This is a genomic window from Shewanella zhangzhouensis, from assembly GCF_019457615.1.
GTDB lineage: Bacteria > Pseudomonadota > Gammaproteobacteria > Enterobacterales > Shewanellaceae > Shewanella > Shewanella zhangzhouensis.
The window spans coordinates 3,588,616-3,603,764 of record NZ_CP080414.1; the positions used below are offsets into that span (position 1 = coordinate 3,588,616).

Sequence of the window (15,149 nt, forward strand, 5' to 3'; positions counted from 1 at the left end):
TGCAATGATTTGTTTTAAATAAAAAAGCACGGCTTAAGCCGTGCTTTTTATGCTGGTGAGTGCTAGCTAAAATCGGTATTTTACATTCGCCGTGATTTGACGCTGCTGGCCGTAAAAACAGTCACCCCGCGCCAGGCAACTGGTGATCACCGTTCTGTCGCTAAGGTTATCGACGTTGAGGGTCAGATCCCAACTCTCCCATTCGTATCCCAGCATCATATCCCACATCTGATAGCTGTCTGTTTGCAAAGCCCTGTGGGCATAGCTGCCATCCGGCAACAGCACATCCACGCTGCCATCGGATGTCTGGCCTACATACCGATAGCCCAGCCCCATCTTGAGCCCGGGCAGCCAATTGTCAGGCCGATAGGTAGCCCATACAGACAGCATATTGTCCGGCATGGCGGCCAAACGCGCGCCCTGCTCGTACAGCTTGTCGGTAACCTTGATTTCAGAATCACTGTACGCATAACTGCCGTACAGGTCCCAGTGTTTCCACTCAAGCTGCGCCTCGAGTTCAATACCACGAATTTCCACTTCACCCAGCTGGCTCATGGCGTCCGGTGTATCCTGAGTCACCCGATTTGACTCCACAATGCGATAGCCCGCCAGAGTGATCAAATGCTCAGTTCCCTCGGGCTGATACTTTATGCCCCCCTCCCACTGCTGACCTTCCCTTGGCTTATACACCTCACCGGACTTGGACACCCCGGCAATGGGATTGAACGACTCGGAATAGCTGACATAGGGCGAAATGCCGCCACTGAAGGCATACATAAGCCCGGCCCTGGCGGTGGTGGCCGAAGGTGATGTCTTAATACCGGCGGTATTTTTCACGTCCAGACTGTCGTGCCTGAGTCCCAGGCTGAGTACCCAGTCATTCCAGCGCATGGAGTCCTGCAGATATAGCCCCAGCTGACGTTGGCTGGCACTGGGGTTATCCCTGATAACCTCATCACCGGGCAGGCTTATCTGCCCGTACACAGGCTCGTAGACATCAATCAAACCACCCTGACCGGAAAGATAAGCGCTGTCGTTATCTGTCACTACATCCTGATAGTCGGCGCCAACCGTGACCCTGTGGATTAGGGCCCCGGTGTCAAACTCACCGTGGAGCTGCAAATCGGTGGTGAAGGCACTGGCGCTGGCGTCACTCAGGTAGACAGAGCGCAGCAGCTCGCGCTTGTTGTCCTGAAACTTGGGCGGCCAGGCATACAGGGTGCGGTATTCGGCGCTGGAGTCCATTTGCCGAGCTGCCCAGTTGAGCTGAAGTCCGGATTCAAATTCATGCTCCAGCTTGAGGGTGACCGAGTGCTGCCGGGTATCGTATCTGTCCCATCCCGGCTCGCTGACAAAGCGCTCGCTGGGGATCTGGCCGTATTTGGCCGGCAGCAGGGTGCCTTCATGGGGGAAAAACTGGGTACTGGACCCGGTGTGGTTATCCTGAAAATAGGTCAGCAGAGTCAGCCTGGTATTGTCGGTCACATAAAAGCTGACAGAAGGCGCCACAAAGAAGGCATCGTCGGCCACGTGCTCGGTTTGGCTGTTGGCATCACGCACCAGCGCCGTCAGCCGGTAGAGCACATTGGCATCCTCATCGAATGCCCCGGTGAAGTCGCCGGCCAACTGTTTGCGCTGATAGTTGCCAAGCTGGGCCCAGATTTCGTTGCTGCGGGCCGCCGTGGGCTGCTTGGTGACCATATTGACTATGCCACCGGTGCTGCCTTGCCCAAAGAGGACTGACGAAGGGCCCTTAAGAATTTCAACCTGTTGCAACAGGTAAGGATTGGGGCGGGCATTATTGTAGTTGCCGAACAGCAGCTGCAAACCATCGAGGTAGCTCACGGGCGCCACCGAACGAATTTGCGACCAATCGCCACGGGAGTCCATGCCGTAGGGGCCATTGTAAACACCGGCCACGTAGCCCAAGGCATCCTGCAGTGTCTCGGCGCCCAAATCTGTGATGCGCTTTTCGGTGAGCACAGACACAGACACAGGGGTTTCGACCACGGGCACATTGCTCTTGCTCGCAGAGGCACTGACAAAGGAAATCAGACCGCGGCTGCTCAGCACCTGTATCCGCTCAATATCGCTTTTGGCGCCGTCTGCGGGTAAAGCGCCCGCTGATGTCCCCGCAGCCGGCGAAGTTGCCGCCGCCACCGCCTGCGATATCGTCTCTTCAGCCTGAGCATCTGCCTTGGTATTGTCGGCAGCCTGGCTCTGACAGGCACAGGCCAGCATGGCCAGCCACAGCAAAGAATAGCCCTTGTGTTTCGTCGCTTTCATACATCCCCCGAATGAGTGACTCAATTAAAATTGTCGGGAGATTACCATTTTGATAATAATTCTCAATTGCAAATAATAAAATTTACAAACCATTGATATCATGAGAATTGTAAAGAATCTCCTGTCTTGATTTACCTGGAAATAAGGATGGATGAGCGCCATAAACACTGGCACTCAGTGATGTCAGCGCTTCTTTTGCTGATGGCATAAAAAAACCGGCACCCATGAATGGATACCGGTTTTCTGCCCCCGGGGCGGTTTGAGATGACTTATCGCTTAAAACGCGCGACTGTATCCCAGGCTCAGGGTGCGTCCCATCCCCTTAAAGTACCGGGTATCGTTGGGAACCGTCTGGGAATAGTAGGTGTAGTAGTCTTCATTCAACAGGTTTTGCAGCCCCAGGGTCAAACTGCCGCCATAGAGTGGCAGGCTCAGCGAGGCATCCACAGTGTAGTAGCTGTCAAACTCGGCATAGAGGCTGCCATCGGCTTTATGGAACTCGCGATCCATAAAGTAGTTCAGCTGAATGCGACTGGTGGCATCAAAAGCAAAGCTGTGCTCCCAATGCAGGTTGATGCGGTTGGGGGCGATGTTGGCACCGTCCAAATCCGTGTCTGTCCGGCCATCTTTGTTGGAGTCGTACTCACCTTCGGTGAATGCCATGTTCAGGCCCAGGGTGTCATCGTCACCCAGATAGGCAGACAGGCTGGCCTCAATGCCGCGAATGAGGGTTTTCTCACGTTTAACGCTATAGAAACCATCCTGATTACGCTCGAGACGGGCCCCCAAATCGCTGCCGGAATGGTAAGCCGCTACCTTGGCCGCAAATATATCGCCCTGATAGTCGATACCCAGCTCATAGTTGTCGGTCACCACAGGCTCGAGGCTGAGGGAGGTTTCCACGCTGGGATTGTCAGCGGGGAAGCTGTTGCCATCACGCAGGATACGGCCGATGTCGGCCATCCCAAATCCCTGACTGAAGCTGGTGTACAGTCTCAGTGATGGGGTGAAGTTATAGCTGAGTCCCACATTAAACAGTGCCTGATTGAAGTCCGGTTCGCCACCGGTAATCTGCTTGTCGCCCGAGCTCCACAGCGTCTTGTAGTCATCTACCTTGAGTTTGGCGTACTCGTAGCGAATACCGGCCGACAGATTCAGCGCCTCCAGCGGGCTCAGGCTCAGCTGGGCATAGGGGGCAATGTTCTGATAGCGGGTTTCCGGCACCCAGGACACACCGGTTTGTACCAGGTCCTGCTCGGTGGTGTCGCTGAAGAGATCCAGGCCATAGGCCAAGTCCACTCCGGAATCGGCAATATTGTTGGCAATCAACGAGGTTTTCAAACCCCACTTGTTGGACTGATTACGGCTCTGCTCATAATAGAGGTTTTCGCCATTGGTGCCGCTGCCACACTGGGTCAGGCCCGGTGCACTGTCAAATTCGGGATCGTAGAAACTGGCAAAACAGCCACCGCCATAAACGCCCTGAAAATCCTGATTGAACAGCTGCACTTCCAGCTGTTGACCGGCAATATCGAAGTGCTTGTAGCTAAGACTGGTAGTGGTAACCCTGTTGTTGGCGCCTTCCCATGGCTGCGATTCTTTTACCGCAGAGGTAGGAATATCGTTGGCCACACTGCCCTTTTGCGACATCCAGTCACCGTTATTGTCCAATCGGAAGTGGTTTACCATCAGCTCCAGGCGCGACTTATCCATGTCATAGCCGAGCTTGATGAACACATCCTTACTTTGGCTGTCCATCGACTCACCCTGGGTGGTGTCAACACCGATAACCTGATCGTTGGCATCATAGTAGACGCCGCTGCTGTGGTAGCCCACAGATCCCAGAATATCGAGGTTGTCGGCGCGGCCGGAGAAGGCATAGTTGGCACCAAAGCTCAGGCTGTCGCTCTCAAAACTGGTGGGCGCAGACACATCGACACTGATTTTATTGCCGCTGCCATCCGGTTTTTTGGTGATGTAATTAATGATACCGCCCTGGGCGCCCATGCCGTGCATGGCGTTGGCACCGTGAATAATTTCAATGCGCTCAATCATGTCAGGGTCAATAGTCTGCCCTGAGCGGCCACCACTGCGCAGCGGGTTTGACTGTGGCACACCATCAATCATGATAAGAGGCGCACGGCCACGAAGGGTCTCGCCTGTGTTGCTCATCTTCTGTCTGCTGGGCGAAAAGCTGGGGGCCAGATTACCTATGATGGATGACAGGTCACGGGTGCCGGCAAGCTGCTGTTTCAGGGTTTCCTGGTCAATCACAGTCACTGTGTTGGGAATGGCACTGAGGGGCTTTTCCATACGGCTGGAAGTGATTACCAACCTTTCCATGCGCTGTTGGGCGGCCTGAGCCTTGGTATCTGTGTTGCTGTTGGCATCGGCCTGCTGGGCCATGGCAACCGGTGCGCCTATTACAGCCAAAACCGATAAAGCCAGTAAAGAAGGGGCGAATTTCATCATGATTCCTGTCTCTTGGTCACCAATGCGACGGTGACTCTTGTTATGGACTGGTGGGGTGATGGCGCTCCCTGCCTCAATATATCAAATGATAATCTTTATCATTTTCATAATCGATGCGAAGTATAAAGAGGCTGAACACGTCTGTCCAGTCACTCAGAGCAAGGAAAACTGACCGACTCGGTGGTGAACAGGCTGCAGCCCGGCGTTCAGCATGACCAGCGCAACAGACTTCACCAAGCGGCCTGAATCAGGCAGGCAAAAATTGAGAAAATACGACAGGAAAAAGCGAATACCGCTGATGTGGCAAGATTGCGATCCGCTTCACTTTTTCGCGGCAGGGCAGAGTCAAAGCAGCCGAAACACTGACCAATAATCGCCTGCTGGAACCCGGAAACTGTGCTGCATCCCTAACGACGTGCGCCATATCAAAAGGGCTTACGCTTTAGCATGTCAGTGTTGGGACAGGCGGGTGCAGGAGCTGGCCAAGAGTGTGGGAATTCCCGAATAGGGCATTGGTAAAGCACATCACCTGATAGTCAATGTCCAAACCCTTATAGGCGCTGATATAGAGCTCCCCCCGAAAGAATTCGGCCTTCCTTGCCAGGCCTCTTCTTCAATCTCTTCGTGCACAAAGGAGCAAGGTTTAATCCCGATAGCGAGTCGGGAGCCAAGCGAATCAACATAAAACCAACAAATGTATGCAATCCCTCTTGCCCGGCGGAAACCTAATGATAAAGTGTGACTCCCCATCCCCTGCAGCGGGAATAAAGTTGCAGGAAATTACAACAAAGGAATGAATAAGATGACTTTCCCCATTAAGCGCCTGCTTACTATTGCGTTGACTTCAGCGCTCCTGGGTGGCTGTGCCCCCTCGTCGTATCAGGTAAAAACGCCAGCGCCCTCCAACGCTGGCTACGAAAAAACCGCGACCAACGACTTTTCGCCTTTGCAGCTTGTGGATATGCGCAGCGACAAGAAAACCTTCAGCTATGGCATACTCCCGGCCGAGCTGAAGCTGAATAAGGCGCCACTTGCGCCTGTGTCCTTTTTGCAGGAACACACGGATAAAGAGCTGGCAGCCCGGGGCATCAATCCAAGTGCCGTCGCGGCGCCACTCAAAGTCGATGTGCTCAAGCTGGCGATGCGCAATCACCGCACCAATGCCTATACCCCCTTTATCACCTTCACCATGCTGAGTGCCGATGTGCATACACCAGATGGTATCAAGCGGGTCGGGGTGTTCGTTAAACGCGGCAAGGTACCTGTTTGGAGCTTCGATGAAATCATCGAGCCAACCCTGAACGAACCTCTGTCGCTGTTGGTAAAAGAATTTGCCGCCAAGGTGAATGCCCTGGTGTATCAGCAGCAGATTTCAGACGCCGATGTGAATGCACTGATAGCCAAGACCAAAGCGTCCAATGATTATCTGGATGTGTATCAGCTTGGCTTTGGCAACAACAAAACTGCCGTGCCTTTCCTGAAAGAACTGCTCAAGTCGGACGAAGAGTATGTGCGTCTGGCGGCCATCTCTTCTTTGGGTATTCTCGATGCCGAAGAAGAACTTGAAACCCTTAAAGGCGTATTTTCCACTGCCGACAATTGGTCTGATAAAGCCATGGCCGTCAAAGCCATTGCCGACCTTAATCTGGAAGACGGCAACCGCTTTATCCGTGATGTGCAGTCGAGCTTCAAAGACAGCAAAGAGAAAGACTGGGGCAACATGCTGATTGGTTTGTACCTGTAACCCGTGGATTACTGAGGTTAACCCCATAAAAAAACCGGCCAGTTGGCCGGTTTTTTTATTTGTTCACACAACTTACGCCTGAGGACGCATGGCCGGGAACAGGATCACGTCACGGATGGTGTGAGTGTTGGTAAAGAGCATCACCAGACGGTCGATACCAATGCCCTGACCGGCAGTGGGTGGCAGACCGTGTTCCAGCGCAGTGATGAAGTCAGCATCGTAGAACATGGCTTCGTCGTCACCTGCGTCCTTGGCTTCTACCTGCGCCTTGAAGCGGTTGTCCTGATCTTCAGCGTCGTTAAGCTCGCTGAAGCCGTTGGCCACTTCGCGGCCGCCGATGAAGAACTCGAAGCGGTCGGTGATGAAGTCGTTACCATCGCTGCGGCGGGCCAGTGGCGAAATATCCGCTGGGTAGCCAGTGATGAAGGTAGGCTGCATCAGCTTGGGCTCGGCAGTTTCACCAAAAATTTCTTCCAACAGCTGACCACAGCTCCAGAAGGTTTCGGTTTCGATGCCCACGTCCTTGGCAAGCTTACGCATGAAGTCGATGTTCTTCACTTCTTCGTAGGTCATGGCCTGGATGGTGGCGTTGTCCGGGTTGTAGTGCTTGATGGCTTCGAGCATGCTCATACGGGTGTATGGGCCGCCGAAATCAATCACGTGCTCGCCGTAAGGCAGCTTGGTGTCACCCAGCAGTTCCTTGGCGATGCTGGACAACATCTCTTCGGTCAGATCGATAAGATCCTTATAGTCGGCGTAGGCCATATAGAATTCCATCATGGTGAATTCCGGGTTATGGCGTGGCGACAGACCTTCGTTACGGAAGTTACGGTTGATTTCGAACACACGCTCAAAACCACCCACAACCAGACGCTTCAGGTAAAGCTCCGGGGCAATACGCAGGTACATTTCGATGTCCAGCGCATTGTGATGGGTGACGAAAGGACGGGCAGAGGCGCCGCCTGGGATCACGTGCATCATAGGGGTCTCAACTTCCATGAACTCTTTTTTGATCATGAAGTTACGGATGGCAGCAACCACTTTTGAGCGCATTTTGAAGGCTTCACGTGAGTCTTCGTTGACGATGAGGTCAACATAACGCTGGCGGTAGCGAGTTTCCTGATCGGTCAGACCGTGGAATTTCTCAGGCAGTGGGCGCAGTGCCTTGGTCAGCAGCTCGTAGCGCTCCATGTTCACATAGAGGTCGCCCTTACCGGACAGGTGCAGGGTACCTTCCACACCGATGATGTCACCGATATCCAGACCGGCATAACGGTCTTTCAAGTCGGCCTGCACGCCTTTATCGGCATAGGCCTGGATACGGCCAGACACGTCCTGCAGTACCAGGAAGGGACCACGCTTGGCCATTACACGGCCGGCGATGGCAGTTTGGAAACCCAGGGCTTCCAACTCTTCCTTGGTCTTGTCACCGAACTGCGCTTGAAGCTCGGCGGCCTTGTGTTTACGGCGGAAGGTGTTCGGGTGACCATTGGCTGGGCAGTTCTTGCGGACGTGTTCCAGCTTGGCACGACGTTCAGCAATCAGCTTATTCTCGTCTTGGATGTGTTCAGTCATCGTCTCTTCTCGCAGTAAATTACAGCCCGGATTTAAGGCTGGCTTCAATAAACTTGTCCAGATCGCCGTCCAGCACCGATTGGGTGTTGCGGGTCTCTACGCCGGTACGCAAATCCTTGATACGGGAATCATCCAGTACATAAGAGCGGATTTGGCTACCCCAGCCGATGTCAGACTTGGCATCTTCGGCGGCCTGCTTTTCAGCGTTTTGCTTTTGCAGCTCCAGCTCATAGAGCTTGGCTTTCAGCTGCTTCATGGCGGTGTCTTTGTTCTTGTGCTGTGAGCGGTCGTTCTGACACTGCACCACGGTATTGGTGGGCAAGTGGGTGATACGTACCGCAGATTCAGTCCGGTTTACGTGCTGACCACCGGCACCCGAGGCGCGGTATACGTCGATACGCAGATCGGCCGGATTGATATCAATCTCGATGTCATCATCGATTTCCGGATACACAAACACAGAGCAGAACGAGGTGTGACGACGGCCGCTGGAGTCGAATGGCGACTTACGCACCAAACGATGTACACCGGTTTCGGTGCGCAGCCAGCCATAGGCATACTCGCCGGTAAACTTGATGGTGGCACTCTTGATACCGGCCACGTCACCGTCTGACACTTCAATCAATTCAGGTTTGAAGTCGTGGGCTTCACCCCAACGCAGGTACATGCGCAGCACCATTTCGGCCCAGTCCTGGGCTTCGGTACCACCGGAGCCGGACTGAATGTCCAGGTAACAGTCAGAGGGATCCTGCGGGCCGGAGAACATACGGCGGAACTCCAGATCCTCAAGGCTCTTCTCAAGCTCATCGAGCTCGGCCTTGGCATCGTCAAAGGTGCCTTCGTCTTCTTCCTCAACAGCCAGTTCCAGCAGGCCTTCCACATCTTCCAGACCCGAATCCAGAGTGTCTATGGTCTTGACCACATTCTCCAGGCTGGCGCGTTCTTTGCCCAGTGCCTGAGCACGCTCGGGGTTGTTCCAGACATCTGAGCTTTCAAGCTCGCGGGTAACTTCTTCCAGACGCTCTTTTTTGGCGTCGTAGTCAAAGATACCCCCTAAGGAGCATAGTGCGCTGGGCCAGCTCCTTAATTTTGAATTTAACCGGATTGACTTCAAACATGGTGATTCAACTTAAATCGATTGGATAACAGAAAAATTAACGGCGTATTCTACCAAAGTGACCGGCTGGATACCAGTTAAGCATCCGGCTTTGTCCGGGGCTTTTTGTACCATTTTGCTCCCTGTCCACCCGAGTCCACCTGAGCTTGGTTGCGCCTTGGATTCCCCGGGCCTTAACCAGGCCAAAACCCTGCCACACCATGGCTTACTACCTCGCCCTATTTGGTCGCGTTAAGCGCGAAGGATGGCCGCGTTAATCGCGAAGGACGGGCGCGCCGCCCCTTCTGGCAGGGCCGCGGAGCCTGTCTATACTGTTGAGATGGACGAAAAAATCCCCGTGTGCTGCTATCACGAAGATGAGGGATTTTCATGCTCAGAGCCCGCAGGCCCCAGCGGCCTGTGTTACTGGCATGACCCCCGCATCACCAAAGATGGCCCAGATGACAAAGCCAAACTCGAAGCATACGCCCGCAAGGGTGGCATGCTCAGAGGCATTCACCTCAAGCGTGCCGAGCTGGCCGGTATCGATTTGGTTAAACACCACAGCAAAACCGGTTATGACATGAGCCATGCCGAGCTGTACCGGGCCAATCTTAACGGAGCCCACCTGTTTAATCTCAACCTGGAAAACGCCAGTTTGATGAAGGCCGATCTGCGGGAGGCCAATGTTCACTGCGCCAATCTGGTTAATACCAATTTGCTTGGTATCAAGTGGATGGGCGCCAAAATTGAAAACATCAATACCGGCAAACTGCTCAAGCAAGAACGCATGGCCATGGAGGCCGAGCGGGTGGGTGAGATGGAAATCGCACTGGATTATTTCGAGCAGGCAGAAGAAATTTACCGCGACCTGCGCAAGGCCGCCGAGCGCGAAGGCCTGTTTGCCATGGGCGGGTATTTCATTCAGCGCGAACTGACCATGCGCCGCCATCAGTTGCCCAAGTATTCCCGTGCCAGGCTGACGTCCAAAATTGTTGATCTCTTCTGCGGCTATGGTGAATCGCCGGGGCGGGTTATCGGCTTTTCCATGGTGCTCATTCTTATTTGTGCCATCTGTTATTTTTTCACCGGCCTGAGCTACGGTGGCAACATACATGTGTTCAGGTCAGAAAACACCTTTATGATGAATTTCTACTTATTTTTTAACTGTATATACTACTCGGTCGTGACTTTCACCACCCTTGGCTACGGCGATTTTACCCCCATAGGCTTCTCGCGTCTGATAGCCGCCATCGAGGCCTTTACGGGCAGTTTTACCATCGCCCTGTTCGTGGTGGTATTCGTAAAGAAAATGACCCGCTGAGCAACGCAGGAAAGCGCCATTCCCCATTCCCCATTCCCCATTCCCCATTCCCCATTCCCCATTCACCATTCACCATTCACCATTCACCATTCACCATTCACCATTCACCATTCACCATTCACCATTCACCATTCGCCATTCGCCATTCGCCATTCAGCAAAAAGGCACCCGAAGGTGCCTTTTTCACGCTAACACACAATCACACCTTGAACTGGCCCACCAGCTTGGAGAGCTGGGCTCCTTCGGTGGAAACGGTGCGACTCACGGTTCTGGCTTCCTGACTGGAGGCCAGCAGGGCGTTGACTATTTCCTGAATGGCATACACGTTACGGTTAATTTCTTCGGTCACAGAGCTTTGCTCGGTGGCCGCCGCGGCAATCTGGGTGCTCATATCATTGATAGCGGTAACGGCGCTGGTGACAGAGCCCAGACTCTCAGAAATCGCTGTCGAGGCTTCCACCGACCGCTGACAACTGTGCTGGCTCTCATCCATGGTTTTTACGGCCGATGACACCAAACGGTGCAAGTCGGTAAGCATTTCATTGATTTCGAGCGTACTAGCCTGGGTTCGACTGGCAAGATTACGCACCTCATCGGCCACCACCGCAAAGCCCCTGCCCTGCTCACCGGCCCGGGCGGCCTCAATGGCCGCATTGAGCGCCAGCAAGTTGGTTTGCTCGGCAATGCCACCAATCACAGACAACACCGAATTAATCTTTTTCGACTGTTCACTGAGAGACTGAATATTGGCCGCCGCGTCGTTGACCTGTGACATCAGGTTGGAAATCTCTGCCAGTGAACTGTCAACACAGGCCTGGGCTTTGGCCACATCGCCAGTGGCGGCATGGGTGGCTTCGGCCACCTGGGTGGTATTTTGTGCCACCTCGGCGGCGGTGGACGACATCTCAGTGATGGCGGTGACCACCTGATCGGTCTCGTTGTTGTGGCTGTTAAGCTGGTTCGCCATCTCCGAGGTTTGGCGGTCGATATCGACGGCGGCTTGTTTTACCCGGCCCGTGGTATCGGCCACATCGCGGATAATGCCCTGCAGCTTGTCCACAAATTGGTTAAAGGCGGTGCCAAGCTCTGCAATTTCATCCTCGCCACGAACGCTGAGGCGCGCGGTGAGATCCCCTTCCCCCTTGGCGATGTCATTCAGGCTGTCGACCATGGCGCGAATGGGTTTCACCATCCTGTGGGCGGCACTCCAAATGGCTATCAGGGTGATAAAGGCAAGCACCAGCGACATCATTGAAATAGCTAAGGCCTTTTCCAGCATGGCCTGATGGGCACTTTGTGAATAAGCATCTACCGCAGCGTCTATATCATCCAGATAAGCGCCTGTGCCCAAGAGCCAGTCTTTGCCGGGAATGGGTGCGGCATAACCGATTTTAACCACCAGCCCCTCGACCCCGGGTTTGGGATACACGTAATTAAAAAAGCCGCCGCCGCGTTTGGCCGCATCAATCAGCCCCACCACAATCTTGGTGCCCTGAGGATCAGTCATGCCGATTTGCGGCGTCCCTTCCAATGCAGGATTGGTGGCGTGGAACACGTTGGCGCCCTGATAGTCATAGATAAAAAAGTAACCGGCGCTGCCAAATCTCAGTGGCCGCAGGGCATCATTGATGTTGCCATTTTGCCCCAGGCTTATCTGGTGGTCGACCACGGCAAGGGCAATCTGGGTGGCCTCCTTGAGCTGCTGTTGCCGCTCATTGACCAGCTCCTCCTTAAACAGGGCAACCGAGTCGTCCAACGCCTGGCTCTCAACCTGCCAGGAATAGCTCATCACGGCAGTGAGGATCAGTACCAAAGGCACCATGGCCAGCAGCAAAAGTTTGTTTCTCAGACTGTAATTAGACATGGATATGGACATACACCTCTCCTTCGATTCGCTCTCGGCGCCGGGATTTATACGTGTTGAGTATAGCCATACAACTCTAAATTGATGACGTATTATTTAAAAACTGGTGCCTGAATCACATGCCGAGTTTACAGACAGATAAAGCTTATTGACGGAAAAAGTCCAACAGGTGTGACAGGGCCGCCAACACATGCAGCGCCAACAACACCACAAACCCAATGGCAAGGTCCTTATGCCAGGCCCGCCAGCTTAAGGCCTCGGCACTGCCTTCGGTGACATACCACCCCAATCCGGTCAGAGCAACGGCCACCAGCAGCAGCGCACACAGGCCTTCGAGCAGGCTGAAAAGCCCACTGCCACCGCCCTTGGGCAGCCTGGCAGAGGCCAGAGCTTTTATGTCCTGACGCAGGGCATCACTGCCCCACAGCGGAAAAAACTGCCGCCAGCGCCCCTGCACCACGCAGGAAATCAGCAGCAGGATGGATATGGGCACCAGCACGAGCCCCAGATACACGTGCAGCAAATCCCAGACAGAGGCATTGTCCCTGAGCCTGCGGCCCAGCAATAAAAATGGCGCCGACACCAGCACCGGCAATACAGGCAGCAGCGCCATCAAATGCAGCTTGGGTTGCAGTTTAAGCCACATGCGTTTAAGACCATTGCCACTGGGGTTGCCATTCATCGGGATAAAATTTCCATAGATGCTATTTCTCGGGAAAACCTATCAACTTTTTGCCAGTCGGTGTACTCCACCTTGGTATTGGGGTCGGTAGGCCCCTTGGTCAACCACATGATAAATCGGATGATATTTCGGTCCATGGCGCTATAGCCCTGATAGTGCAGGTTGCCGCCAAACACCTCCAGCAATTCCGGGCGCCAGGGGGATTTAGCCAAAAAGTCCTGCATATAGGGGTTGGTGGCCGCCGTATTTTTGGCTTGCTTGCGGGCCACCAGACTGACAGAGAAAAAGGCACCGGCACGGCTTCGCAGCGCATCCAGATTTTGCTCAATAAACTGGTACACGGCGCTGTTATGTTTGCCATGGCGAATGCTGGCTCCCAGCACCACCTTATCGAACCCCTCCAGACTGGGCGCCTGTTCCAGGGGCATCAGGGTCACCTCGTGGTCAAGGCCGCGCATCACCTCGGCAATGCGATCGCAAATCTTGCGGGTCTGACCATGGACGGTGGAAAAAAGAATAAGAGTTTTGCTCACGGTTTACCTGCCATAATTGCTCGGGCTTTAGGCGATGATAGGCCAAAGTGTATGATTTTTTATTGAAATGGATCACGAGCCATGGGTAGCGTGCCGGCCCGGATGCTTAAATTCCAACTGCCTCACATTTGTGCCCCCGGCAACTACATCCAAAGTTGCTTAATTTGGTCGGTAGCCAAATGGGATGTCAGGGTTTAACATGCCAAAATCTTCTGTGTTCACCGGTGTTAACATGCTTTCAGGGAATGAGGGTCAACAGGCCCAACGGCTGCTGCTTTGGATGACATTTATCATGTCCATGGTGTTTGCCGTTTGGCAGGCGCTGCTGAACAACTTTGTTATCGAGCGGGCCCACTTCAGCGGCGCCGAAATCGGCATGCTGCAAAGCCTCAGGGAAGTCCCCGGATTTCTCGCCTTTACCGCTATCTTTGTTCTGCTGATTATCCGCGAACAATCCTTCGCCCTCCTGTCGTTGTTGGTGATGAGTATTGGGGTCGCCATCACCGGCTTTTTACCTTCGGTCATGGGGCTTTACTTCACCACAGTGCTGATGTCGGTGGGCTTTCACTACTACGAAACCCTCAATCAGTCCCTCACCCTGCAATGGGTCGATAAGGAACAGACCGCCGGTTTTATGGGCAAGGCCCTGTCGTGGAAGGCCGCTGCCGCCCTCGGTGGCTATGGCAGCATCTGGCTGCTGATGACGGTGTTCAAGCTCGATTATGTGTGGATGTATGCCTTTGTCGGCGGCATGGGGTGCCTGATGACGTTGGGGCTGTGGCGCCACTTTCCCCGTTTCGACACAGGGGAAGTGCAGCACAAAAAGGTGATATTGCGCCGCCGCTACTGGCTCTACTATTTACTGACTTTTTTCTCCGGCGCCAGACGGCAAATCTTCGTGGTCTTCGCCGGGTTTATGATGGTGGAGAAATTCCATTACAGCGTCAGCGAAATCACCGCGCTGTTTTTGATTAACTATGTCATCAATCTCCTCTTTGCCCCCGCCATCGGTCGCCTGATTGGCCGCATCGGCGAGCGCAATGCCCTGTGCCTGGAATACGTGGGCCTGATTGGGGTATTTGTCAGCTACGCCCTGGTGGAAAACGCTCACTTTGCCGCGGCCCTGTATGTGATTGACCACCTGCTGTTTGCCATGGCCATTGCCATGAAAACCTATTTCCAGAAGATTGCCGACCGGCCCGACATCGCCGCCAGCATGTCGGTGAGCTTTACCATCAACCACATTGCTGCCGTGGTGATCCCGGTACTGCTGGGCTATCTGTGGCTTGAGTCCAATGCGGCAGTATTTTATATCGGTGCCGCCATGGCCGTATGCTCCCTGCTGCTGTCGCTGAACGTGCCAAGGCACCCGGCCCCCGGCAACGAAGTCCTGTTTCCGGCCAAGGCCCTGGCGCCCCGCACCGAGTAACCGGAATTGGGAATTGGGAATCGGGAATTGGGAGTCGGGAATAGCAAGAGTCGAGTACCCAAAGCCATTAAAAGCGCCGATTAACAAAAGCGCCGAGTAAAAGCGCACTGGCGCGAAAGCCGCAACTGACAGAGGCCGGGCCTG

The 15,149-nt window shown here is 54.1% G+C and carries 10 protein-coding genes; 3 read left to right on the forward strand and 7 right to left on the reverse strand.

Annotated features, from left to right (window positions below):
• Positions 1-66: 66 nt before the first annotated feature.
• Both K0H63_RS15820 and K0H63_RS15825 read right to left on the reverse strand, forming a co-directional pair.
• Entirely contained in the window at positions 67-2,286 is a 2,220-nt protein-coding gene (locus K0H63_RS15820) for a TonB-dependent siderophore receptor (RefSeq protein WP_220065507.1), read from the reverse strand.
• A 276-nt stretch (positions 2,287-2,562) separates the two neighbouring features.
• Entirely contained in the window at positions 2,563-4,755 is a 2,193-nt protein-coding gene (locus K0H63_RS15825) for a TonB-dependent receptor (RefSeq protein ID WP_220065508.1), read from the reverse strand.
• Between the two features lie 805 nt (positions 4,756-5,560).
• On the opposite strand from K0H63_RS15825, the gene K0H63_RS15830 reads away from it, so the two are divergent.
• Positions 5,561-6,502, forward strand: a complete 942-nt coding sequence (locus K0H63_RS15830; protein ID WP_220065509.1) for a HEAT repeat domain-containing protein — start codon at positions 5,561-5,563, stop codon at positions 6,500-6,502.
• Positions 6,503-6,574: 72 nt separating this feature from the next.
• On the opposite strand, the gene lysS is transcribed toward K0H63_RS15830, so the two are convergent.
• Together lysS and prfB are read right to left on the reverse strand one after the other, a co-directional pair.
• A complete protein-coding gene (lysS, locus tag K0H63_RS15835) occupies positions 6,575-8,077 on the reverse strand; it encodes a lysine--tRNA ligase (protein WP_011760985.1) in 1,503 nt (500 codons plus the stop codon).
• Between the two features lie 19 nt (positions 8,078-8,096).
• A protein-coding gene (gene prfB / locus K0H63_RS15840) for a peptide chain release factor 2 (RefSeq protein WP_220065510.1) occupies positions 8,097-9,195 on the reverse strand; the annotation gives its coding sequence in 2 pieces (ribosomal slippage) (positions 8,097-9,119 and positions 9,121-9,195; 1,098 coding nt in all).
• 318 nt (positions 9,196-9,513) lie between these two features.
• Here prfB and K0H63_RS15845 point away from each other — a divergent pair.
• Complete coding sequence (locus K0H63_RS15845; RefSeq protein WP_220067929.1) at positions 9,514-10,497, forward strand: ion channel; 984 nt, start codon at positions 9,514-9,516, stop codon at positions 10,495-10,497.
• 199 nt (positions 10,498-10,696) lie between these two features.
• On the opposite strand, the gene K0H63_RS15850 is transcribed toward K0H63_RS15845, so the two are convergent.
• The 3 genes from K0H63_RS15850 to hemG all read right to left on the reverse strand — a co-directional run bounded on the left by K0H63_RS15850 (position 10,697) and on the right by hemG (position 13,576).
• Positions 10,697-12,361, reverse strand: coding sequence for a methyl-accepting chemotaxis protein (locus tag K0H63_RS15850; protein ID WP_220067930.1), 1,665 nt, complete (start codon positions 12,359-12,361; stop codon positions 10,697-10,699).
• 145 nt (positions 12,362-12,506) lie between these two features.
• Complete coding sequence (locus K0H63_RS15855) at positions 12,507-13,043, reverse strand: cytochrome b/b6 domain-containing protein (protein WP_220065511.1); 537 nt, start codon at positions 13,041-13,043, stop codon at positions 12,507-12,509.
• Positions 13,040-13,576 (reverse strand): menaquinone-dependent protoporphyrinogen IX dehydrogenase, encoded by a 537-nt coding sequence (gene hemG, locus K0H63_RS15860; protein ID WP_220065512.1) that lies wholly within the window; start codon positions 13,574-13,576, stop codon positions 13,040-13,042. Before hemG ends, K0H63_RS15855 begins: the two co-directional genes overlap by 4 nt.
• 232 nt (positions 13,577-13,808) lie before the next feature.
• On the opposite strand from hemG, the gene K0H63_RS15865 reads away from it, so the two are divergent.
• A complete protein-coding gene (locus K0H63_RS15865; protein ID WP_220067931.1) occupies positions 13,809-15,005 on the forward strand; it encodes an MFS transporter in 1,197 nt (398 codons plus the stop codon).
• Positions 15,006-15,149 lie beyond the last annotated feature (144 nt).

Excerpts from the sequence above, each read along its gene's own strand:
- K0H63_RS15825 (WP_220065508.1), bottom strand. The coding sequence starts at position 4,755 with ATGAAATTCGCCCCTTCTTTACTGGCTTTATCGGTTTTGGCTGTAATA.
- K0H63_RS15865 (WP_220067931.1), top strand. The coding sequence starts at position 13,809 with ATGCTTTCAGGGAATGAGGGTCAACAGGCCCAACGGCTGCTGCTTTGG.
- K0H63_RS15850 (WP_220067930.1), bottom strand. The coding sequence starts at position 12,361 with ATGTCTAATTACAGTCTGAGAAACAAACTTTTGCTGCTGGCCATGGTG.
- K0H63_RS15845 (WP_220067929.1), top strand. The coding sequence starts at position 9,514 with ATGGACGAAAAAATCCCCGTGTGCTGCTATCACGAAGATGAGGGATTT.
- K0H63_RS15830 (WP_220065509.1), top strand. The coding sequence starts at position 5,561 with ATGACTTTCCCCATTAAGCGCCTGCTTACTATTGCGTTGACTTCAGCG.
- lysS (WP_011760985.1), bottom strand. The coding sequence starts at position 8,077 with ATGACTGAACACATCCAAGACGAGAATAAGCTGATTGCTGAACGTCGT.
- K0H63_RS15855 (WP_220065511.1), bottom strand. The coding sequence starts at position 13,043 with ATGAATGGCAACCCCAGTGGCAATGGTCTTAAACGCATGTGGCTTAAA.
- K0H63_RS15820 (WP_220065507.1), bottom strand. The coding sequence starts at position 2,286 with ATGAAAGCGACGAAACACAAGGGCTATTCTTTGCTGTGGCTGGCCATG.